Below are 22772 nucleotides of genomic sequence, written 5' to 3'. Positions count from 1 at the left end.
GCGGCAGGGCGGTCAAAAAAGATTGATGTTTCGCTTAGGCCTTGGCTGCTTTGAGCTCGTCGATCTTGGCGCAGAGATTCTTCAGCACGAAATATTCTTCGGTGGAAACCTTGCCCTCGTTGACTTCCTGCGTCCACTTTTCGAGCGGAATCTTGATGCCGAATTCCTTGTCGATCGCAAAGACGATATCGAGGAAATCGAGGCTATCGATACCGAGGTCGTCGATCGTATGGCTCTCCGGCGTGATCGTCGCGCGGTCGATCTCGCTGGTTTCTGCAATAATGTCGGCAACTTTATCGAATGTAGCGGTCACGCGCTGTACCTCATGAAATGACGATTTAAATCCCCTCATAGGCAAATCCATTTCAAAAGCCAATGCTTTCGTCCGGGCGTTGCGGCAATTTGCCGGTCGGGTGTTGCCTAAACAGCAATGGAATGCAGGCCGTTGCCGTCACCCGAGGCGGGGCGATGCCGCTGCGGCCTTTGCGCCGGCGGCGCAAACAAGCCATCCGAATCGTACGGCATCGCCTCGGCGCGAACGCCCTCCCCGGCTGGAGCAGCAAGCACGGACACTTGATCTGGATCAAATCGCAAGCCTAGCGAATTTGATAATCATCAAGCGGAGCGGGAAGAAATCGGGATAGCCGAACCCGCAATCGCGGCGTAATCGTCTCGGAAGAGCCAGCCACGCCCGGCATGTTGGCCAAGCCCGGGCATGCCGGCTGCATCAGGATTTCGAAGGGATCAGGAGATGGACGTCGCACGCAGTGAGGTTTCCGAGGCCGGCACGCCTGTCGCTTGCCGTTCCTGCCAGGCACGGCACGGCGTCGTCTGCGGCGCCTTGTCGAGCAGCCAGCTGCGGGAGCTCGGCCGTCATTCGCTGCGCCGCAAGGTCGATGCCGGTTCAGAGATCGTCGCTCAGGGGTCGGAAAGCTCTTTCTATTCGAACATCATGCGCGGGGTGGTGAAGCTCTGCAAGGTGATGCCGGACGGTCGCCAGCAGATCGTCGGCCTGCAATTCGCCCCCGATTTCGTCGGCAGACCCTTCATGCGCGAAAGCACGCTGTCGGCCGAGGCTGCGACCGATGCGGAGATCTGCGTCTTCCCCCGCAACCTGCTCGACCGCATGATATTGGAGACGCCGGAATTGCAGCGCAGCCTGCACGATCAGGCGCTGAAGGAGCTCGATGCCGCGCGCGAATGGATGCTGACGCTCGGCCGACGCACCGCCGAGGAGAAGGTCGCAAGCCTGCTCCACCTCATCGCCACGCACGCCGAGCCGCAAACGGCCAACAGCACCGCCTTCGACCTGCCGCTATCGCGCGCCGAGATCGCCGATTTTCTCGGGCTGACGATCGAGACGGTCAGCCGCCAGATGACCCGGCTGCGCAAGAGCGGCGTCATCCGCATCGAGAACATCCGACATATCGTCGTCCCCGATATGGATGAGCTGGAAAAGAAAATCAGCGCGTAATCACCACACGGGTGTTGGCAAGGCCGGCCTGGCGCGCCAGCGAGAAGAACTCTGCCGCATTGTCGGGATGCAGGCGGACGCAGCCATGCGATGCCGGCCGACCGAGGCGCTTCAGGTCGAAGGTGGCGTGAACGGCGTAACCGCCGTTGAAGAATACGGCATAGGGCATCGGCGCATTGTCGTATTTCCGGGAGCGGTGGTCGCGTGACAGCCACTTGGCGCTCCACGAACCGGTCGGCGTGACATAGCCGTTGCGCGCGGTCGAAACCTTCCAGCGATACTTGACGAAGCCGTTCTCGGTGACGGTCATCGTCTGCTTGCCGATGCTGATATTGGCGACCAGCGTCGCCGCCTCGGCGGCAACGGGAGAAAACTGCAGCAATAAACTTGCGGCCGCGGCCGCTAAAATCGTCTTCATGATAACCCCTCTTCGCACCCGCGCAGTTTAATTGCGCCCTCACGACAGAGAGACTACGGCAATACTTTCTATATTGCTTTAATCCGAATGGTAATCACAATTTTAACACGTTTAAGCAGTGAGCGACTCATCTACTGGAGCTTGCGCCCAGCCGCAGGCCGGTTGAGGCGTTGATAGGCCTTGTTCATCTTCTCGCGGATGGAAGCCATCGTGCCGAGATTGTGACCGCAGGCGGCACAGGTGATGATATCCGTCTCGCGGATCTCGGCCCGCTCGAACTTCATCTTGGTGCTCTTGCACTTCGGGCACGGTAATTCAACCTGAACTGTCATCGCTCTGCTTCCGGTCTGTGAGATATGAGGCGCTTCGCATAAACGTTTGAGGCGGGACTGTCCACTGGGCCGTGGCAGTCTACAAAAAACACAGAAACAACCCGAAGATCAGGCCGGTCAGCACCATGCAGCTGGCATAAAACACCGACACGCCGTCCTCGATATCGCCGGCGGTGGCGATGTCGCGGCCGGCGTTGTTGATCATCGGCTCCGTCACGACGACACCGCCGTAGATGCGCGGGCCGGCGAGCTGGACGTTGAGAGCGCCGGCCATGGCGGCCTCCGGCCGGCCGGAATTCGGCGAGCGGTGCAGGCCGCCGTCGCGCATTGCCACCCGGATCGCCTCGCGGCAGGGGCTCATGCCGCGCCTTATCCAGGCGCCGGCGGCGATCAGCAAGATGGAGAGACGCGCGGCCGGCCAGTTGACGATATCGTCGAGCCGGGCCGCGGCCCAGCCGAAATCGATGTATTTTTCCGACCTGTGGCCGATCATCGAATCCGCCGTGTTCAGCATCTTGTAGGCGAGCAGGCCCGGCAGGCCGAAGACGGCATAGCAGAGGGCCGGCGCCACGACGCCGTCGGAGAAATTTTCCGCAAGGCTTTCGATCGCCGCGCGGCAGACGGCCGGCTCGTCGAGCGTCTCTGGATCGCGCCCGACGATGCGGGAGACGGCGTTCCGGCCGCCGGCCAGCCCCTCGCGGCGCAAGGCCGCGGCGACATCAGTGACATGATCGGCAAGGCTCTTCTGCGCCAGGAAGATCGCCACCAGACCGGCCTCCAGCACGAGGCCGGCAAGGCCGAAGAGCGCGAAGAACCGGTCGAACACGAGGCCTGCGGCGATCGACAGCAGAAGCAGCGCCACGATCGCCGCGACGCCATTCATCCGGCGCTGAGAGCCCGTGAGACTTGAGGGATTGAGCTGCTGATCGGCGTAAGAGATCGCCGCGCCGAAGATGACGACAGGATGCGGCATGCGCGACCACAGCCATTGCGGATCGCCGGCGATCCGGTCGAGCAGCAGCGCCAGAAGCAGCACGAGGAGGTTTTCGTCGATCGTCATCGTTCAAATCCCTGAAGGGCTTCGCCAAGCCGCCTGTCTGCCGCCGGATCCGGCGTCAGGCCGAAACGCAGCCAATCCGGCGCATAATCGAACTTGCGGACGAGAATATGATGCCGGCAAAGATGCGTGTAAATGTCGCTCACCCTGCTATCGGCGACAAGGGTGAACAACGCGGTCCCTCCCCTGATCCGCAATCCGGCCGCGGTCAGCGTCGCCTGCAGGGCGGCACTGCGTTCATCGAGACAGTGGCGGATCGCGGAGACGTCGGACCGCAGCAGTGAGGCGGCCAGCGAAAGCGCCGGGCCTGAGACCGCCCAGGGGCCGAGCCAGTTCTCGAAACGGGCGAGAAAATCCTCGCGCGCAATCGCAAAACCGAGCCGCAAGCCGGCAAGCCCGAAAAACTTTCCGAAGGAACGGAAGATGATCAGGTTGGGAAGCTCTTGCGCGCGGGCAGCGAGGCTCAGCGCCGGCTCGGTATCCCCGAAGGCTTCGTCGACGACGAGAATCCCGCCTGCAGCCGTCATCCTGTCGTGCAGGGCAATCAGCATTTCCGCTGGCCAGACCCTGCCGTCCGGATTGTTGGGATTGACGACGACAGCCAGCCGATGCTCCGCCCCGATTTCGGCGACATCGCCGACCGCATCGACGGCAAAACCGGCCGACGTAAAAGCGCGCGCATATTCGCCATAGGTCGGCGATATCACGGCAACCCTGTTGTCCGTCACGGCAATCCTATTGTCCGTGACTGCGACTTTGTCGTCCGTCACGGCGCCCTGCCTTTCCTGCCAAAGCAGGCGCGGCAGAAGCTGGATCACCGATTGTGTTCCCGGCACCGGCAGCGGCAGGATCTCGCCGCTGCGGTAATGAGCGCGGGCCGCACGTCTTGCCTCGTCGACGAGATGACTGTCCGGCAGCCGGTGCCATGTCCTTGGCGGAATGTCAGGCAGGGCGACGGGGCAAGGATTGATGCCAGTGGATAGGTCGAGCCAGTCTTCCGGCCTGCCGCCGAAGGCGGCGGCAGCGGCGGTGATGCCGCCGCCATGGGCGATGGGCGCGTTCATGCGGCCGCTCTCGCAAGATCGATCAGGTGCATGTAGGATCCAGCCACCTGGCCGCGCCGCAGCCCGACGGCACCGAGATCGGTTCCCAGCGCATCCTGCGCTGCAAACAGCCGCTTTCCCTCGCCCTCGGAGACAACGGTGGAATAGTGGAATTCATGCGCCGTCATCGTCCGCGCGAAGAAAGCGCCGTCGAGCGGCGTCACACGGCGATAGCCGAGATGGCGCCGGCGCTCGGCATAGCTGGTGACGACAGGCAGCAGCCCAAGCATTTCGTGGCGCTTGCCCGCCGCATCGATCAACCCATCGCCCAGCACCATGTAGCCGCCGCACTCGCCATAGATCCGGATGCCGCGTGCCGCCGCGTCGAGCATGCCGGCGCGGAAATTCTGCGCTTGCGAGAGCCGCCCCGCATGCAGCTCGGGATAACCGCCCGGCAGATAGATCGCATCGGCGTCGCCGGCCGGCGCCTCGTCGGCGAGCGGCGAGAAGAAGGAAATATCCGCGCCGCGGCGGCGCCACCCCAGCAGCATATGTTCGTAGGAAAAGGCGAAGGCGATATCGCGCGCCACGGCGATCCGGGCGCCGATCGGCATCAGCCGATCGATATTGGCGGCCGACGGCCGGTTGAGCCCCTGCCTTGCAATGCGCAGCAGGAATTCGAAATTGCATTCCTCGGCAACGGCGTCCGCCGCATGATCGATGAAATTCTCAAGCGTCGCGTGCTCGCCGGCCTGGACGAGACCGAGATGGCGTTCCGGCAGGGAAAGCGCCTTGTCGCTGCCGATCACGGCGACAACAGGCATGCGGATCGCTTCGAGCGCCTGGCGCAGCATCGCCTCGTGCCGCTCGCTGCCGACCTTGTTGAGGATGACACCGGCGACGCGGACATCGGCGCGGAAGCCGGCAAAGCCCGATACCAGCGGCGCTACCGATTGCGACATGCGCGAGGCGTCGACGACGAGCACGACGGAAAGGCCGAGCTGGGCGGCAAGATCGGCCGCAGTTCCCTTTCCGTCGGCCGCTCCGTCGAACAGACCCATCATCGCCTCGATGACCAGGATGCGGTCGCCGGAGCGGTGAAGGGCTGAATTGGCCGAGATCAGTTCCGGGCGCATCGCCCAGGGATCGAAATTCAGGCAAGGCGTGCCGCTCGCTGCCGCATGGAAGGCGGGATCGATGTAATCAGGGCCGGCCTTGCCGGGCGCGACCGCGATGCCGCGTCGGCGCAACGCCCTCAGCAGCCCGAGCGTCACCGTCGTCTTGCCGGCGCCGGAGGAAGGGGCTGCGATCAGGAGGCCGCTCATATCACCACCTTGCCGGAGCGGCGGAACGGATCGGGCTGCAGACGCCGGCCGGCGAGCGCGCCGAGCCAGTCGAGCGAGGCCCGGAGCCGCACCACTTCGCCGACGACGACCACGGCCGGCGGTTCGAGCCCGGTGGCGGCGATGGCTTCGGGCGCCTCCCCCAGCGTCGTTTCCAGCACCTGCTGCCGGCCGGTGGCGGCATTGCAGACAAAGGCGACCGGTTCGGTCGGCGGCCGGCCGGCGGCGATGAGATTGGCGCTGATCTCGGCGATATGTTTCATCGCCATATACATGACGATTACGGGCGAGCCCCGGCCGATCGCATCCCAGTCGATTCTATCGGGCACGATGCCGGAGGAATCGTGGCCGGTGAGGAAGGTGACGGCGTGGTTGATGTCGCGATGCGTCACCGGAATGCCGGCATAAGCGAGCCCGCCAATGCCGGCGGTGATGCCGGGCACGATGCGGAAGGGGATATTGTGCTCGACCAGCGTCAGCGCTTCCTCACCGCCGCGGCCGAAGACGAAAGGATCGCCGCCTTTCAGCCGCAGCACCCGCTTGCCGGCGCGCGCCAGCTCCACCAGCCGCAGCGAAATGTCGCGCTGTTTTGCCGAAGGCTTGCCGCCGCGTTTACCCGCATATTCCACCACCGCTTCCGGCCGCGCCAGCGCCAGGCATTCCTCGTTGACCAGCGCGTCGTGTACGATGACGTCGGCTTGGGAAAGCCCCTTGGCGGCAAGCAGGGTCAGGAGGCCTGGATCGCCGGGACCGGCGCCAACGAGCCAGACGCTGCCCGGCTCCAGCGCCGGAAGATGGGAGAGTTGGCTATTCAGCATTTTGTTGATCTAGGCCCCGGAAAGGCCAAGGTCAACGCCGCGCGCCCCGCCTCACTTGAAGTTGCTGAGATGACCGTGACTCACTTTGCGAGGAAGCGGATTCGAATTCTCGAAAAACCCGAATAACAATATGAATATATTATCATATGGTCGCGAAGGCCGGCCGCGATGCAGCCGGCCTCCCGAGCGTCAAGCCGTAAGCAGCGTATCGCGGATGAGGTCGATGACCTTCTCCGATTCGATGCCGGTGCAGACGACCTGGCTGGGCAGGCCATCCCAGTCGCCCGGCGGGAAGCGGTGGCCGTCCGGCTTGACGATGGTCTGGCCGTCGGCAATGCCGCCGCAGACGACGCGCACTGCACCCGATATCGACGAGAACAGCTCCGGCGCCACGACATAGACCGAGGCGCAGCTGTCATGCACCATCATGCCGTCCTCGACCGCATGCTTGTAGAAATCGATGTAGGACTGCGACAGCGCGTCGAGCAGCTTCACCGCGCCGTCGCCCCTGGCTGCCATCTCGCCGAGATAGCTGCGGCTCATCGTGGTAATCGAGGTGACGTCGAGGCCGATGACGACGACCTTCCAGGGCGCGGTCATGACGATGTCGGCCGCTTCGGGATCGCCGTGGATATTGGCTTCCGCGACCGGCGAGACATTGCCCGGCACATAGAAGTTGCCGCCCATGATGACGACGTCCTTGACCAGGCTCGCAATCTCCGGATCTTCCTTCAGCGCCCGCGCCAGATTGGTCATCCGCCCGACGGCCACGAGGCGCACCTCGCCCGGATGGGCGCGGACCGTATCGATGATGAAGCGATGCGCCGGGCGTGGATCCAGCGGCAGGTCGATCGTCCCGGGCACCTCGATATCGCCGAGACCGTTCTCGCCATGCACCATGGCCGGCCATTCCCGCTCGGCGCGCGAGGGATCGATGGTGACGCCGGCGCCCTTGGCGACGGGTGCCGGAATATTCCATTCGCGCTTGAGGAAAAGCGCGTTGCGCGTCGTCGTCTCGACCGAGGCATTGCCGAAAACCGTGGTGATGCCGATCAGATCGATTTCGGGATGGCGGTGCAGGAAAAGAAGCGCCATGGCGTCGTCGACGCCCGGGTCCGTGTCATAAATGACCTTGTGCATGGAATATCCTTTATATGTAAACCGCGAACTGCCGGACGGCGCTGCGAATTGCCGCCACCATAACGCCCGTCAGGCTTTCTGCAACCCGATGCGGGCGACCGCCGCCGTCGCATGCGCGGATTTGATCTTGCCGAGCAAGAGTTCCGCATCCCGGCCAATGGCCGCCAGTGCCGCCGATTCCGCCACCCCGTGGCAGCCGACGCGGGCAAAGACGATCTCGGACGGATTTTTGAGCCGCTGCGTTTCCTCTTCCAGCCGCGGCGCATCGAAGAACAGCGCCGGCACGGCAAAATGCTCGGCAACAGCAAGGATTGCCGGCTCATGCCTGCGGCTGTCGATGGAGGCGATGGCAGCAAGCTCAGCTCCGCCGATACCCGCCGCCTCCAGCGCCGCGATGGCCAGTGCCAGCATTTCGGCCGGCGCCGTCCCGCGCTCGCAGCCGAGCCCGAGCACGTGGCGCCGTGCCGTGTCGAAGGGAATGTCGCTCATGGAAGCCGTCGAATACGCTCTGCTGTGTCTCAGAAGATGATGCCGTCGGAAAACCGCTCCTGCTTTTCGGCATCATGCTCTGGCAGCCATTGCAGCTTGGGATGGGAAATGCAACAAAGCCACCCGAAAGCCCCTTCGGAATACCGTCTTGCCTGACATTGCTCTTCATCTGCTTCTGCTGCTTTGCGCGGCGGCCTTCTTTGCCGGTTTCGTCGATTCGATTGCCGGCGGCGGCGGCCTCATCACCGTTCCCGCCATGCTGATCGCAGGCATTCCGCCGCTGCAGACGCTCGGCACCAACAAGGTGCAGTCGATCTTCGGCGCAGCTTCGGCAACGCTCGCCTATGCCCGCAAGGGCCATGTGCAGCTTCACGAACAGCTGCCGATGGCGCTGATGGCGGTCATGGGCGGAGCGCTCGGCGCTGCCCTTGCCACGATCGTGCCCGGACAGGTGCTGCAGGCGATCATGCCGGTGCTGCTGCTGTCGATCGCGATCTTCTTTGCCGTCAAGCCGAACCTCAACGACGTCGACACCCATCGCCGCATCACGCCCTTCGCCTTCGGCCTGACGCTGGTGCCGGCCATCGGCTTCTATGACGGGGTCTTCGGCCCCGGCACCGGTTCCTTCTTCATGCTCGCCTTCGTCACGCTCGCCGGCTTCGGCGTGCTGAAGGCAACCGCCCACACCAAGCTTCTCAATCTCGGCTCGAATTTCGGCGCGCTGATCGTCTTCGCAAGTTTCGGCGCGATCCTCTGGAAGATCGGCCTGTTGATGGGGGTCTGCCAGTTCCTCGGCGCGCAGCTCGGTTCGCGGCTTGCCATGCGGATCGGCTCGAAGCTGATCAAGCCGCTCCTCGTCATCGTCTGCGTCGCCCTTGCGGTCAAGCTGCTCGCCGACCCGGCAAATCCGCTGCGCGTCTGGCTCGGCGTCTAGCCGCCGAACCTCATCTCGTCCATCGCCGTCAAACGCCTCAGAACTCCACCCCCGGCTGACCCTTGATGCCGGAACGGAAGGGATGTTTGACCAGCTCCATCTCGGTCACCAGATCGGCGATCTCGATCAGTTCCTCCTTGGCGTTGCGCCCGGTCAGCACGACATGCGTCATGGCGGGCTTCTCGCTCTTCAGGAAGGCGATGACCTCGTTGATATCGAGGTAATCGTAGCGCAGCGCGATGTTGATTTCGTCGAGCAGCACCATGGAATTGCGCTCGTCGCGGATCAGCTCCTTGGCTTTCTCCCAGGCGGCCGAAGCCGCGGCAACGTCGCGGGCGCGGTCCTGCGTTTCCCAGGTAAAACCCTCGCCCATCGTGTGGAACTGGCAGAGATCGGAGAAATGAGTCTCGATCAGGTCGCGCTCGCCGGTCCACATCGCGCCCTTGATGAACTGCACGACGGCGGACGGTTTGCCATGAGCGATGTGGCGGAAGATCATGCCGAAGGCGGCGGATGACTTGCCCTTGCCCTTGCCGGTATGGACGATGATCAGCCCCTTGCCATCGGTCTTGGTCGCCATGATCTTGTCGCGCGCGGCCTTCTTCTTCGCCATTTTCTCGGCATGGCGCGCGTCGTCCTTGGCCGTTTCGTTGTCCGGGATCTCGTCACTCATCGATTCACCTCATTCTGTGATTTGGCCAAGTCGAACCGGGCCGAATTGCTGCGCGGCGTCCAGAGGCTGCGGTCGATCGCCTCACACAGCCGCGCTGTCATCTCGTCGAATGCCGCCGGATTCTTCTCCACCATGAAATCGCGCACAGCGGGATCGGTGACGAAAGCCTGGTAGACCGCCTCGAAATGATGGGCGCCGACCGCGCCCGTCGTCGCCGCGAAAGCGAAGAGATAATCGACGGTGGCGGCGATCTCGGCCGCGCCCTTATAGCCGTGGCGCATGACGCCCGATATCCATTTCGGATTGACGACGCGCCCGCGCACGACGCGGCCGATCTCCTCCTCCAGCGAACGGATCACCGGCTTTTCCGGCCTCGAATGATCATTGTGATAGATCGAGGGACGCGCGCCGGCCAGCTGTTCGGCCGCCGCCGCCATGCCACCCTCGAACTGGTAATAGTCGTCGCTGTCGAGCAGGTCGTGCTCGCGATTGTCCTGGTTCTGAACGACGGCCTGCACCGAGCGCAGCCGCTCCTCGAACAGGCCGCGTTCGGCCTTGCCCTCCTCGCCGGCGCCATAGGCATAACTTCCCCAGACGAGATAGGCTTCGGCGAGATCGGCGCGCCGCTCCCAGCCCTTTTCGTCGATCAGCGCCTGCAATCCGGCACCATAAGCGCCGGGCTTCGAGCCGAAGACCCGGTAGCCGGCCCGGCGTTTCGCCGAGGCGGCGTCGAGGCCGGCGGCCGCAAGTCTTGCCGCTTCGCCGCGCATACGGGCTGCGATCGGATTGTCGGCCTCGTCCTCGTCAAGCGCGCCGACAGCGCGGATCGCTTTGTCGAACAAGGCGATCTGCTCGGGAAAAGCGTCGCGGAAGAAGCCGGAGATTCTGAGCGTGACATCGACGCGCGGCCGCCCGAGCACGGCCTGCGGTATGATCTCATAGCCGGTGACGCGGCGCGAACTCATATCCCAGAGCGGCTTGACGCCGATCAGCGCCAGCGCCTGGGCGATATCGTCGCCGCCGGTGCGCATGTTCGACGTGCCCCAGGCCGTCAGCCCGAAGGTATCGGGCCATTCGCCGTGATCCTGCACATAGCGGCGCACCAGCAGCTCGGCGGATTTTTTGCCGAGTTCGTAAGCGGCCGGCGTCGGCACCGCGCGGCTGTCGACCGAATAAAAATTGCGGCCCGTGGGCAAGACATCGGGCCGCCCGCGCGTCGGCGCACCGGAGGGGCCAGGGGCCACGAAACGGCCGTCGAGGCCGGCAAGCAGGCCGGATATCTCCGCCGGACCGCAGGCGAGGATCGAAGGTTTGAGACGGGTCTCGATCTCGGAAAGCACAGCTCTGGTTTGGGACCAGAGGGTTGGGCATTCCATCTCACCGGCAACGATTTTCGCCGCCAGCAGCTCGATGCGCTCGACAGTGTCTCCGTTGGTGCGCCAGGGGGCGTCGAGGAGGTCTGCGAGGATGGCGGGACGTGGGCCGGTCCAGAGAGCGGCCATGTCGCAGTCGAGAGGGTCGAACGTGGAGTTACCCCCCTCTGTCCTGCCGGACATCTCCCCCACAAGGGGGGAGATCGGCAAGGGGCTAGCCCGCACGCCAACCTCTATTGTTTGGGGAAGCCAGCGCCCCGATTCAATCTCCCCCCTTGTGGGGGAGATGTCCGGCAGGACAGAGGGGGATGCCACAGGCACACCGCCCTCACCCACATCCCCCGCAATCGCCCGCTGCAAACTCGTATCCCCGCCCTCGCCAAGTCCGCGCGGCACCCGCGCCAACGCCACCGTCAAATCCGTCAGCAGCCGCCCCTGCGGCGAAACCCCAAACACATGCAGTCCGTCGCGGATCTGCATTTCCTTGAGGTCGCAGAGATAGGCGTCGAGCTTCTTCAGCGCTTCGCCTTCGCTTTCGCCGCTGACGATGCCGGCATCCCGGTCGAGGCCGATATCGGTGACGAGATCGAGGATCTGCCGGCTGAGCAGGCGGATGCGGCGGGGGTCGCCGCCGGATGCCTCGTAATATTCGTCGACCAGCGCTTCCAGGTCCTTGAGCGGCCCGTAGCTCTCGGCCCGCGTCAAAGGCGGGGTCAGGTGATCGATGATAACGGCGGCCGTCCGGCGCTTGGCCTGCGTGCCCTCGCCCGGATCGTTGACGATGAAGGGATAAAGATGCGGCAGCGGCCCGAGGATCGCCTCGGGATAACACGCATCCGACAGCGCCAGCGCCTTGCCCGGCAGCCATTCGAGATTGCCGTGTTTGCCCATGTGAATGACGGCGTCGGCACCGAACTCGCGCCGCAGGAAAGCATAGAAGGCAAGATAACCGTGCGGCGGCACGAGATCCGGCGAATGATAGCTCTCCTTCGGATCGATATTATAACCGCGCGCCGGCTGAATGCCGACGAGGACGCCGCCGAAGCGGGCGAAAGGCAGAGCGAAGACGCCCTCGCGAAAATACGGATCGTTCTCGGGATCGCCCCAACGGCCCCTCACCTCATCCTGGATCTTGTTGGGAAGAGACGCCAGGAAGCTGCTGTAACGACTCAGGGATAGCGTCTCGCGGACGACCCGGCCGTCATGCCCCGAATTTGTCGGCCCCTCCATCAGATGCCGGATCAGCGCGTCGCCGTCGGCTGGAATATCGGCGAGCGGATAACCCGCGGCCGCCATCGCCCGAAGCACCTCGACGCTGCCGGCCGGCGTATCGAGGCCGACCCCGTTACCGAGCCGGCCGTCGCGGTTCGGATAGTTCGCCATGATAAGAGCGATGCGCCGGTCGCGTGCCAGGGTGCCGCGCAGCCGTGCCCAATTGGCGGCGAGTTCCGCCGTATAGCGCACCCGGCCGGCATCTGGTTCGCTGGCGACGATGTTGGTCTCGACAGCCGCATCGTAACGCGCTGCCGTCTTGAAGGAGACCGCCCGCGCCAGCACCCGGCCGTCGACTTCGGGCAGCGCCACGTTCATGCCGAGATCCCGCGCCGAGAGGCCTTGCGAGGAGACAGCCCATGCCTCCCGCGACGAGGCGGACAGGATGGCCTGCAGCACCACCGCCCCGTTCGCCTCCAGCACCGTCGGCTGCCGGTCGGCGCCCGGTGCGGAGACGGCAAAGCCGGTCGTGTTGATCACGACATCGGGTTTCAGCGCTGAAAACACGCTTTCGAGAATGCCGGTCGAGACGGGATCCTTGAGGCTATAGGCAAAGACCGGCAGCGGCCGGAGACCCTGCGCCTGCAAGGCGTCGATCAGCGCCTCGATCGGCTTGGTCTCGCCGCTCTGCACGAGGGCGCGGTAGAAGCTGATCGCGATTGTCGGGGGTTCAAATCGCTCCTCCGCTACCATACCCCCCTCTGTCCTGCCGGACATCTCCCCCACAAGGGGGGAGATCGGGGATGAGAGGCCTCGCGCCATCTCTTCAGCCGAAAGTGCGGCATCCTTATGCGTTGCTTTGGTTCGAAGCCCAAGCGACTTGCCGATCTCCCCCCCTGTGGGGGAGATGTCCGGCAGGACAGAGGGGGGTATCCCACGCTCGACGGACGAAGGTCGCGTAACATGCGAACCGACAACCCGCCGCCACTCTTCGACCCCGATCAGACCCCGCCCCGGCCACCAGATGCCGGCTTTCATCAAGGGCACGGCCGGCGCCGGCTTCTCCGCACCGGATAGCATTGCCGCAGCATAATCGAGAAAGGCGCGCGTATTGGCATCGCCGCCCTCGATCAGATAGGCCCAGAGCCCATCGAGATCGTCGGCTGCGATGTTCGAGAAGGGCGCCAGCCCTGCATCCGGCCTGGCATCACCCGGCAGCACCGCAATCAGCATGCCATTGCGGGCCGCACAAGCATGCAGCGCCTCCAGCGCATAGCGGAAATAGCTGGCGCCGCCGAGCGCACGGACGATGATGAGCCTGGCGTGCCGCGCCGTGCGTTCGACATAGGTATCGATCGACATCGGATGCTTGAGGCTCATCAGGCTGGCGAGCCGCAGCGAATGCGGTCCACCACGCGCTTGATGGGCGGCCGCGATCGCCGCAAGCTCGCTGTCGGCCGCCGACAGGAACAGGATATCGCCCGGCGTCTGCCCGAGGTCGATCGCCTCATCGCCGTCGCTGATCGTTCCCTGTTGGGCCAGAAGCAGATGCATGGGGTTACGCCAGCGCCTCGATCGCCGCCCTCACCGCGCCCTGATCCATCTCATGAAGGCCGATGACGACCAGACGCGTGGCGCGCTTTTCACCAGGCGTCCAGGCGCGGTCGAAATAGTGGTCGATGCGGCTGCCGACGGCCTGAAGCTGCAGGCGCATCGGCTTGCCCGAAACGTCGACGAAGCCCTTGAGGCGCAGCACGTCATGGGCTGATATGATCGCCTTCAGCTTTTCAACGAAGCCGGCAATATCGGCGACCGCTCCGAGGTCCACGACGAAGCTGTCGAATTCGTCGTGATCGTGCGCCACACCGTCCTCATGCTCAAGCTCGTGGTGCGACTTGCGGTTGGCGATATCGTCCTCCGTGCCGATTCCGAGACCGAGCAGGATGCCGGCCGGCACCTCGCCATTCCTCGCCTCGATCATCGCAGGCTTGCGCACTGTGCGAGAGGCGACCTCGTCGCGCACCCTGATAAGACCAGCCCCATCGATCAGGTCGGTCTTATTGAGCACGATCAGATCGGCGCAGGTCAGCTGATCCTCGAACAGCTCTTCGATCGGGCTCTCGTGATCGAGCGATTCATCCTCACTGCGCGCCGCCTCGACAGCATCGTGATCGTCGGCGAAACGGCCGGCGGCAACTGCGGCGCTGTCGACTACGGTGACGACACCGTCGACGGTCACCTGAGTGCGAATGTCAGGCCAGTTGAAAGCCGCGACCAGCGGCTGCGGCAAAGCAAGGCCCGAGGTTTCGATGACGATATGGTCGGGGCGCTGGTCGCGCTCCAGCAGCTTCGTCATCGTCGGAATGAAGTCGTCGGCGACCGTGCAGCAGATGCAGCCATTGGTCAGCTCGATGATGTCGTCCTCAGTGCAATTCTCCGCGCCGCAGCCCTTCAGCACATCGCCGTCGACGCCGAGATCGCCGAATTCGTTGATGATGAGCGCGATCTTCTTGCCGCCCGCGTTTGTGAGCAGGTTGCGGATCATCGTCGTCTTGCCGGCGCCGAGGAAGCCGGTGATGACGGTTGCGGGAATCTTCTGCTGGTTCATGGATTTAACCCTTCATTTTCAGCGGCAGGCCTGCCGCGATGAAATAGACTTCGGCGGCCTTCGCCGCGATCATCTGGTGGAGACGGCCGGCATGATCGCGAAAATCCCGCGCCATGCGATTGTCGGGCACGATGCCGAGGCCGACCTCGTTGGAAACGAAAACGAGCCGCGCCTTCGCGTCAGGCAGGAAATCAGCGAGCGCCGTAAACTCCGCGGTCATATCCCGCTCCTCCATCATCAGATTGGTGACCCAGAGCGTCAGGCAGTCGATCAGCACCACACGGCCCTCGCCGTCGATGGCGGCGAGCTTGCCGACAAGATCGAGCGGCTCCTCATGCGTGGTCCAGGACGGACCGCGATCGGCCCGGTGCTGGGCGATGCGCGCCTGCATTTCCTCGTCCCACGCCCGGCCGGTCGCGAGGTAGTGACGATCGAGGCCGGTCGGCACGACAAGAGATTCGGCAAAGCGGGATTTGCCGGAGCGTGCGCCGCCGAGGATAAAGGTGGTGTTGGTGGAAGCGATCGTCATACGCAAGCGCTCCCGCTAGAGAGGGCGCGGCGGTGCCACATCCCTCTTCTCCCCCGCGGGGAGAAGGTGCCGGCAGGCGGTTGAGGGGGTGAGCGGCGAAGCCGCGAATGCACTGAGCACAAGCGAAGGGCAAAATGACGGAGGCGCCGTGCGGCCCCCGCATCCGACCCTTCGGGCCACCTTCTCCCCGCGAGGGAGAAGGGGAAATCCATACGCACAGCACCAAGCCGCGCCGAATTCATTCGTTCAGCCAAAACAACCTCCGTGCTGGCAGTGGGTCTCTTGCCCAGGGTTGGGCTTCTCGCCCGGCACGAATGGCAGGTCTCCTGGCTCGCGGTTGTCGGCCGCGATCGGGGCGGACCGGAATCCGGTCGCCCATGATCGTGCCAGCGGATCTGCCTCGCCTTCCCGGCTGCATCGGTGAAGAGGTGGACGATTCGTAGAAATAGAGGCGTCCGACCCCGGTTGATCACCATGCATGTCCAGTGGCTTTTCCGGCATGTCGCCCGTCCCGCCCGCCTGCACCATTGCAGACTGTCGGCCGGAAGAGCTGGATGCCGGATGGAAGACCCTGACCGCTCTACAGTCGCGGGGTCGGCTGTGATGAAGGCGCCCGGTGTGGGTCCGCCCCGTCACATTCCCTTTTCATCCGGAAAGGCGTAACACCGATCCGGAACCATCCGTTATTCCAAAGATGGTTAGGCAAGCTCAGGGGTGAAGTCAACCGGCCGATATGGCCGGGAATGGCCAGCCAGGCGACGCAACGCTCGCAAGACGACTTACTCTACCTAAAACATCGTCATTTATCAGATACTTACGTCATAAATATTTGATCGTCGCGCCAGCTTTTCGCCGCAATTACATCGCAAGCGGTCTGCGCCATCGCCCTTGACCGGGCCTCTTCCTGCCTAGTTGTCTTGCCATGCTTATGAAATTGGATCGGCGCCGGTTCCGGGCGCTGCGAGTTTTCTTCGATCCGGGGCGGCTGCGGGCGCTGACGCGACGCAGCGAAGTCGGCCTGTCGCTGGCGGGCGCCGTCGTCGGCATCACCTCCGGGCTTGCCGTCACCGGCATGAGCTTCGTCTCCAATGAACTGCATCAGCTGGTCTTCGGCATACCAGACAGCGAAAGGCTGAGCTCGTCTGTGATCGACGACAAGCTGCTGCTGCTGACCGCCCCCGTCATCGGCGGCATCTTGCTCGGTCTGCTTCTCTTCGTGTTGGCCAAACGCCGCAAGAAGCCGATGGTCGACCCGATCGAGGCCAATGCGCTGCATGGCGGCCGCCTGTCCTTGACCGACAGCATCATCGTCGCCGTGCAGAACCTGATCTCCAACGGCTTCGGCGCCTCCGTCGGCCTGGAGGCCGGCTATACCCAGCTTGCCGCCGGCCTCGCCTCGAAATTCGGCCTGAAGCTGCAGCTTCGCCGCTCGGATCTGCGTATCCTCGTCGGCTGCGGCGCAGCCGGCGCCATCGCCGCCGCCTTCAACGCGCCGCTGACCGGCGCCTTCTATGCCTTCGAGCTGATCATCGGCACCTATACGATCGTGTCGCTGACCCCCGTGGTCGTCTCGGCCCTCGTTTCCACCCTGATCGCAAGGCTGCTCACCGACGGCGATTTCACCATCGATATCGGCAGCTTCGGCGCTGTCATGCCGGCCGATTATATCCCGGCAATACTGCTCGGCGTCTTCTGCGCCGGCGTCGGCATCCTGATCATGCAGGGCGTCTCCTTCGTCGAGGAACTCGCGCGCAAGAGCTCGATCGCCCCGCCCTTCCGCCCCGCACTCGGCGGCATCATTGTCGGGCTGCTGGCGATGATCTCGCCGCAGGTGCTTTCGGCCGGCCACGGCGCGCTGCATCTCAACCTTTCCCGCGACGTGGCCATCCCGGCGCTGATCGGCCTCTTTCTGTTGAAATCCTTGGCTTCCGCGATCTCGATCGGCTCCGGCTTCAGGGGCGGCCTGTTCTTCGCGTCGCTGTTCATGGGCGCCCTGCTCGGCAAGCTCTTCGCCTATTGCGGCCCCTATTTTGCCGATGCGACGCTAACGCCCGTCATCTATGCCGTCGTCGGCATGAGTTCGCTTGCCGTCGCCGTCATCGGCGGGCCGCTGACGATGACGTTCCTGGCGCTCGAAATCACCGGCGATTTCCCGATCACCGCGCTGGTGCTCGCCGCCGTCATCACCTCTTCGCTCGTCGTGCGCTCGACCTTCGGCTACTCCTTCGCCACATGGCGCTTCCATCTGCGCGGCGAAAGCATCCGCAGCGCCCATGACGTCGGCTGGATCCGCAACCTGACGGTGGACAAGCTGATGCGCGCCGACGTCAAGACGGCCAAGGCGGGCATCTCGCTGGAGGAATTCAAGCAGGCCTTCCCGATCGGCTCGACCCAGCGTGTCATCCTCGTCGAGGAGAGCGACAAATATGCCGGCCTCGTGCTGGTGCCGGAGATCTACGCCAACCCGACCGACGCCCAAGACGAGGGCAAGACGCTTGCCGATTTCATCCACTACCGCAATGATTTCCTGCAGCCGCAGATGAATGCCAGGCAGGCGGCGGCGATCTTCGACAAGAGTGAAAGCGAAGCACTGGCCGTCGTAAACAACCTGATCGAACGCAAGGTGATCGGCCAGCTCAGCGAAAGTTATACGCTGCGCCGCTACAGCGAAGAACTCGACCGCCGCCGCCGTGAGGTCTCGGGCGAGATCTGAACCGCTAGGAACGAGGTTCGGCGGGCTTGAAAACGTTGACCGCCTTAGAAACACCGCGCAATTCGAAGGATCCCAGACATTCGCTCTCAACCGCGCAGGTGACGGCGAAACTCTCCGACATCAGGAGATGGTGCCCGAGCGTGCCGCAGAGCTTCTCGAGCCGCGAGGCTTCGTTGACGGCGCTGCCGATCACCGTGAAGTCAAGCCTGCCGCGCGCGCCGATGTTTCCATAGAACACCTCGCCGAGATGCAGCACGACATCGACGCCGATATCCGGGCCTCGATTCTCCGTCCGCTGATGATTCAAGGCCTTGTTCGCTTCCAGAATATTCCGTGCGGAAACCAGCGCGGACATGCATGACTTTTGCGGGTCCTCGGCGTCTGTCGGAAAGATCGCCAGCACGCTGTCGCCCATGAATTTGAGAATCTCGCCGGAACTTTCCTCGACATGCCGGCCGATCAGCTCGAAATGTTCGTTCAGAAATCCGGCGATCTCACCGGGCTGGTAAACCTCGGTCAGCGCCGTGAAGTTTCTGAGGTCGGCAAGCAGGATCGCAGCATTGATGGCGCCTCCCGTTCCCCTCTGGATATCGCCCGCAAGAATGCGTGCACTCGTCTTGGCGCCAGTGTAGACGGCAAGGATATCCGCAGCGGTTTTCGAAGCCGCGATGCGGTAGCAAGCCAGCCCCAGCGCCGGGAAAAACCTGGCGACGGTCGCCAATTGATCATCGGAGAACCCACCCGGTCTGTCGCTGGTGAGCGACAGGCTGACACCGCGTAACGCAGCCTCCTTCGGGAACTCCAGCAGGCTGACCAGGTGATCCGTGCCGCCGCCAAGCGCGAATTCCGCAAGCTGCGGATAGTCGTCGACACCCTCACCTTTGGCAATGTTCCAGCGCCCTGACGTCTCGTCGCGGCCGAGCAGATAGTAGATCGGCGTCTTCTCAAAGTTCAGCACTGCCGCAGTTCCATATTCGGCGTTCTCGATGGTGGTGGCACCGCCGCGCACGAAATTGGCGGAAACGCCGCCGTACATGGGATGAATGGACGGCATCGCAATGCTGCCCCGCCAGATCGGAAAGCCATCGGCGATCAGCCGATCGCACAGCTCCCCAATGAGGTCGCCAATATGCTCGGCCTTGATTCCTTGTTCGATAAGCCACTGAATATGGTCGCTAATTTTCGAATCTCCACATGAGCCAGCGCAATCTTATGACGGCAAATCGGGCAAATGGGCGGCGGTGCCGAACCGGGCTGCCGCCCTATCAATTGATAGTCGCGCCAAGCCGATATTTCCAGCCGTGATCAACGGCAAGTCTTTTTATCCGAAGCCAACACAACGCCGGCGGGTATCATCCTCACATCCTGACCGTCATGCCGCCGTCGACGGTCAACACATGGCCGTTGACGAAGGCGGCGGCGCCGCTTGCAAGAAACAGCGCCGCGCCGGCGATCTCGTCCGGGCGTCCCCAGCGCTGGACGGGAATGCGCTGGCGCACGAAGGGCATCAATTCCTCGTTCGCGGCCATCGCGGCGTTCGTCTCGGTGGCGAACCAGCCGGGCGCAATCGCGTTGCTGGTGATGCCGTACGGGCCGAATTCGACCGCCATACCGCGCATCAGGCCGGTCAGGCCCTGCTTGGCTGCCGGATAGACGCAGTCACCGGGCATGACGACATGGCCGCTGATCGAGGTCACCGCGATCAGGCGGCCGTGATTGCGCCGCTTCATCAGCACGGCGGCGTCCCGCGAAAGCATCATCGCCGCGGCCAGATCGGTGCGCAGCAGCTCGATGATTGCGTCATCGTCGAATTCGGCCAACGGCCGTCTGTCGCGGGCGCCGACATTGTTGATCAGAATATCGAGGCGGCCGTGGCTGTGGTCGATATCGGCCATCACAGCACGCTGCGCTTCGCGGTCGGCGATATCGAAGGCGGCCGCCTCCGCCGTGCCGCCCGCGGCACGAATGATGTTTACCGCATCTTCCAGCGTCGCCGCCGTACGCCCAGTCACGATGACATGGGCGCCGGCCTCCGCAAGGGCGCGCGCCATCTCGAAGCCCAGACCACGGCCACCGCCGGTCACCAGCGCCACCTGACCTGCCAGTGAAAATCTATCCAGTACGCTCATGGTTTTCGTCGCTCTCAAAGGGCCCGTCGCGACAATTAATGGACTCAGTCAACTAATTTGACAATAGCACACCGACGGTTGATGTTACACGGGAAGCTGAGATCTGTTGACTTGCGGTATGTGAAACGGTTCCGAAATCACAGAGGGTGGAGAATGAAATCTGGATTGCTCATCACTGCTCTATCCGCGCTGCTTGCAACGGCTGTGAACGCCGCGGAGAACGAGGCCCTGCCACCTTACTTCGCGACACTTATAGCGGGAAAGGGAGGCGAGATCGAAGCATGCTACACGGCAATCCTGGCACGTGATGGGCTGGACTCCCCTGCTTGTAGTTCTACGCGATGGCTGATCTTGTTCACACAAAAGAAGGCGAAAGTTGCCGCTCGCGACTACCAAGACAAAACAGATTTCAAAGAGATTGTAAGCAAGCTCACCCAAGCAAGAAACGGAACACGGGTGCATGTTCAATCCCCTCCCCAAACGCAGCAGGTGATCGACAACATTCGGACCGTTGTTGGCGTAGCTCGATCCGAGCTCAAGGATGATCGAGTATCGCACTGCTTAGCAGATATCAGATATAAAAATGATCCATCAAGCTTATACTGTGATTATGCGCTTGCAGTTATCAATCTTACTCTTTCCGCACTCACCGAGACACCCCCCATAAAGATGCAGAGAGAGGATTTGGCCGCGGTTCTGGAACAAGCGCTTCCGACGAGATAATTTTTCGATCAGGTTATGTGCGTTCGCTAAGCCGTCGAATTCTCACGGCAAGCGCTACTAGCACGACGCTGGAAAGGGGCAGCCGAGCAACCCGGCAAGCCAGCGCGCATCGAGATGCTTCTCCAGGTCGCTCGCGACCTCATCCAGCGCCCGCTCGACGCTCTCGCGGTAATTCTTCTGCTCGCCCGAGAGCCCAAAGCTTTGCAGCAGCCGGGCGCGATAGGCGTCGCTGCCGAAGAGCCCGTGCAGATAGGTGCCTATGATCCGGCCGTCGGCCGAAAGCGCCCCGTCGGGCGCGCCATCGATAATCGCCGAAGGTCTATCGCAATCCGGGCCGCGGGTGATGCCGAGATGGATCTGATAACCGGCAAGCGGCACATCATATTCGGTCGAGCGGGCATGGCTGTTGCGCACAGTTTTTTCAGGCGCCATCTCGGTCTCGACGTCGAGAAGCGCAAGCCCCGGCGTCTCGCGCGTCCCACCCTCGATACCGAGCGGGTCGTGCACCGTGCGGCCGAGCATCTGGTAACCGCCGCAAATGCCGATCACCCGGCCGCCGCGCCTGATATGTGCTTGGAGATCGCGGTCCCAGCCTTCAGCCCTGAAATCGGCGAGATCCGATATCGTCGATTTCGAGCCGGGAAGGACGACGAGGCTCGCATCGGCAGGCAGCCGCTCGCCGGATCTGACGAAGACCAGCTCGACATCCGGCTCGCTCCGCAGCGGGTCGAGATCGTCGAAATTGGCGATGCGCGGCAGCACCGGCACGGCGACCTTCAGCGCGCCCGTCCCGCCCTTCGCCAACCGTTCGAGCACGACCGAATCTTCGGCCGGTAGGCGCGCGGCAGCCGGAAGCCAGGGCACAACGCCGAAACACGGCCAGCCGGTAAAGCCTTCGATGGCGCGGATACCGTCGTCAAACAGCGAAATGTCGCCGCGGAACTTGTTGATGATATAGCCCGCAATCATCGCCCGGTCGGCATCGTCGAGGATCGCATGCGTGCCGACCAGCGAGGCGATGACGCCGCCGCGGTCGATATCGCCGACGAGCACGACAGGCACGCCGGCCCGCGTCGCAAAACCCATATTGGCGATATCGCCGGCCCTGAGATTGATCTCGGCCGGCGAACCCGCACCCTCAACGATAACGAGGTCGGCATCGGCGGCCACTTTTTCGAAACTCTCGAGCACGGCGCCGAGCAGTTGCGGTTTCAGCCGTTGATAGTCGCGCCCCTTCGCCTGCCCGAACACCCTGCCCTGCACGATGATTTGGCTGCCGTTTTCCGATTGCGGCTTGAGCAGCACCGGGTTCATGTGCACCGAGGACGGCGTGCGGGCGGCCAGCGACTGCAGCCACTGCGCCCGGCCGATCTCGCCGCCGTCATCGGCGACCGCCGCATTGTTCGACATGTTCTGCGGCTTGAACGGCCGGACTGTCAGCCCGCGATTGGCCGCCAGCCGGCAGAGCCCCGCGACCAGCACCGTCTTACCGACATCCGAGCCGGTTCCCTGCAGCATGATTGCTCTTGCCATGGCGGCCGCCTTTCGTTGAGGCGAGGCCTACAATGGCCGCCGATCCCGGGTCAAGAGTTGCGACATTTTCGCGAAAACGCGAAAACCGCGCATGGCCTTGGCTCTGCGCGGTTTGCCGAAAACTCAGGCGTCTTCGCCCCTACACGGCGAAGCTCGCTTTCTCCGGTACGCACTACCTAAACCGGAGAAGCGGCGGTCATTGCCGCCACGACCCAACTGATAACGGCACAT

General features: G+C 63.4%; 19 protein-coding genes, 1 pseudogene and 1 riboswitch. Of the genes and pseudogenes, 4 read left to right on the top strand and 16 right to left on the bottom strand.

What is annotated here, in order from left to right; all coding sequences use genetic code 11:
• Positions 1-34: 34 nt before the first annotated feature.
• On the bottom strand, positions 35-313 hold the full coding sequence (locus tag QMO80_RS00345) for an acyl carrier protein (RefSeq protein WP_003540486.1): 279 nt from the start codon (positions 311-313) through the stop codon (positions 35-37).
• Positions 314-751: 438 nt separating this feature from the next.
• Between QMO80_RS00345 and QMO80_RS00340 the strand changes: the two genes are divergently transcribed.
• On the top strand, positions 752-1474 hold the full coding sequence (locus QMO80_RS00340; protein WP_283198403.1) for a Crp/Fnr family transcriptional regulator: 723 nt from the start codon (positions 752-754) through the stop codon (positions 1472-1474).
• Here QMO80_RS00340 and QMO80_RS00335 read toward each other — a convergent pair.
• The 8 genes from QMO80_RS00335 to QMO80_RS00300 all read right to left on the bottom strand — a co-directional run bounded on the left by QMO80_RS00335 (position 1464) and on the right by QMO80_RS00300 (position 8114).
• Positions 1464-1892 carry a L,D-transpeptidase gene (locus QMO80_RS00335; RefSeq protein WP_049731878.1) on the bottom strand — a complete coding sequence of 143 codons (429 nt, stop codon included), beginning with the start codon at positions 1890-1892 and terminating at the stop codon, positions 1464-1466. The genes QMO80_RS00340 and QMO80_RS00335 overlap by 11 nt on opposite strands.
• 131 nt (positions 1893-2023) lie before the next feature.
• Positions 2024-2224: a hypothetical protein gene (locus tag QMO80_RS00330; protein ID WP_283198402.1), complete on the bottom strand. Its 201-nt coding sequence runs from the start codon at positions 2222-2224 to the stop codon at positions 2024-2026.
• Positions 2225-2303: 79 nt separating this feature from the next.
• The gene (gene cbiB, locus QMO80_RS00325; protein WP_283198401.1) at positions 2304-3284 is read right to left on the bottom strand and encodes an adenosylcobinamide-phosphate synthase CbiB; all 981 of its coding nucleotides are present in this window, start codon (positions 3282-3284) and stop codon (positions 2304-2306) included.
• Positions 3281-4345, bottom strand: coding sequence for a threonine-phosphate decarboxylase (locus QMO80_RS00320; protein WP_283198400.1), 1065 nt, complete (start codon positions 4343-4345; stop codon positions 3281-3283). Before QMO80_RS00320 ends, cbiB begins: the two co-directional genes overlap by 4 nt.
• Positions 4342-5649, bottom strand: a complete 1308-nt coding sequence (locus tag QMO80_RS00315) for a cobyrinate a,c-diamide synthase (protein WP_283198399.1) — start codon at positions 5647-5649, stop codon at positions 4342-4344. Before QMO80_RS00315 ends, QMO80_RS00320 begins: the two co-directional genes overlap by 4 nt.
• The gene (gene cobA / locus QMO80_RS00310) at positions 5646-6485 is read right to left on the bottom strand and encodes a uroporphyrinogen-III C-methyltransferase (RefSeq protein ID WP_283198398.1); all 840 of its coding nucleotides are present in this window, start codon (positions 6483-6485) and stop codon (positions 5646-5648) included. The genes QMO80_RS00315 and cobA overlap by 4 nt, the downstream gene beginning before the upstream one ends.
• A 189-nt stretch (positions 6486-6674) precedes the next feature.
• The gene (locus QMO80_RS00305) at positions 6675-7625 is read right to left on the bottom strand and encodes a nucleoside hydrolase (protein ID WP_283198397.1); all 951 of its coding nucleotides are present in this window, start codon (positions 7623-7625) and stop codon (positions 6675-6677) included.
• A gap of 69 nt (positions 7626-7694) precedes the next feature.
• Positions 7695-8114, bottom strand: a complete 420-nt coding sequence (locus QMO80_RS00300; protein ID WP_283198396.1) for a cobalamin biosynthesis protein — start codon at positions 8112-8114, stop codon at positions 7695-7697.
• A gap of 148 nt (positions 8115-8262) precedes the next feature.
• Between QMO80_RS00300 and QMO80_RS00295 the strand changes: the two genes are divergently transcribed.
• On the top strand, positions 8263-9048 hold the full coding sequence (locus QMO80_RS00295; RefSeq protein ID WP_283198395.1) for a TSUP family transporter: 786 nt from the start codon (positions 8263-8265) through the stop codon (positions 9046-9048).
• A gap of 37 nt (positions 9049-9085) precedes the next feature.
• Here the strand turns inward: QMO80_RS00295 and cobO are convergent, their stop codons facing one another.
• Genes cobO through cobU form a run of 4 tightly spaced genes read right to left on the bottom strand, consistent with a single transcriptional unit; the run spans position 9086 to position 15443 of the window.
• On the bottom strand, positions 9086-9721 hold the full coding sequence (gene cobO / locus QMO80_RS00290) for a cob(I)yrinic acid a,c-diamide adenosyltransferase (protein ID WP_283198394.1): 636 nt from the start codon (positions 9719-9721) through the stop codon (positions 9086-9088).
• The gene (gene cobN / locus QMO80_RS00285) at positions 9718-13860 is read right to left on the bottom strand and encodes a cobaltochelatase subunit CobN (protein ID WP_283198393.1); all 4143 of its coding nucleotides are present in this window, start codon (positions 13858-13860) and stop codon (positions 9718-9720) included. Before cobN ends, cobO begins: the two co-directional genes overlap by 4 nt.
• Positions 13861-13864: 4 nt before the next feature.
• On the bottom strand, positions 13865-14914 hold the full coding sequence (gene cobW, locus QMO80_RS00280) for a cobalamin biosynthesis protein CobW (RefSeq protein WP_283198392.1): 1050 nt from the start codon (positions 14912-14914) through the stop codon (positions 13865-13867).
• A 4-nt stretch (positions 14915-14918) separates the two neighbouring features.
• Complete coding sequence (gene cobU / locus QMO80_RS00275) at positions 14919-15443, bottom strand: bifunctional adenosylcobinamide kinase/adenosylcobinamide-phosphate guanylyltransferase (RefSeq protein WP_283198391.1); 525 nt, start codon at positions 15441-15443, stop codon at positions 14919-14921.
• Between the two features lie 298 nt (positions 15444-15741).
• A riboswitch (cobalamin riboswitch) is annotated at positions 15742-16139 on the bottom strand.
• A gap of 226 nt (positions 16140-16365) precedes the next feature.
• On the opposite strand from cobU, the gene QMO80_RS00270 reads away from it, so the two are divergent.
• The gene (locus QMO80_RS00270; protein WP_283198390.1) at positions 16366-18156 is read left to right on the top strand and encodes a chloride channel protein; all 1791 of its coding nucleotides are present in this window, start codon (positions 16366-16368) and stop codon (positions 18154-18156) included.
• Between the two features lie 4 nt (positions 18157-18160).
• Here QMO80_RS00270 and QMO80_RS00265 read toward each other — a convergent pair.
• A pseudogene (locus tag QMO80_RS00265) lies at positions 18161-19389 on the bottom strand (adenylate/guanylate cyclase domain-containing protein).
• Positions 19390-19514: 125 nt separating this feature from the next.
• Positions 19515-20285: an SDR family oxidoreductase gene (locus QMO80_RS00260; RefSeq protein ID WP_283198388.1), complete on the bottom strand. Its 771-nt coding sequence runs from the start codon at positions 20283-20285 to the stop codon at positions 19515-19517.
• Positions 20286-20438: 153 nt separating this feature from the next.
• On the opposite strand from QMO80_RS00260, the gene QMO80_RS00255 reads away from it, so the two are divergent.
• Positions 20439-21008: a hypothetical protein gene (locus tag QMO80_RS00255; protein ID WP_283198387.1), complete on the top strand. Its 570-nt coding sequence runs from the start codon at positions 20439-20441 to the stop codon at positions 21006-21008.
• 57 nt (positions 21009-21065) lie between these two features.
• Here QMO80_RS00255 and QMO80_RS00250 read toward each other — a convergent pair whose 3' ends face one another.
• Positions 21066-22541 carry a cobyric acid synthase gene (locus tag QMO80_RS00250; RefSeq protein WP_283198386.1) on the bottom strand — a complete coding sequence of 492 codons (1476 nt, stop codon included), beginning with the start codon at positions 22539-22541 and terminating at the stop codon, positions 21066-21068.
• Positions 22542-22772: the final 231 nt, after the last annotated feature.

It is taken from the genome of Rhizobium sp. BT03 (assembly GCF_030053155.1).
In the GTDB taxonomy this organism is placed as follows: Bacteria; Pseudomonadota; Alphaproteobacteria; order Rhizobiales; family Rhizobiaceae; genus Rhizobium.
The sequence above is the reverse complement of the archived record's forward strand: the minus strand, read 5'-3'. Positions and strand labels throughout refer to the sequence as shown.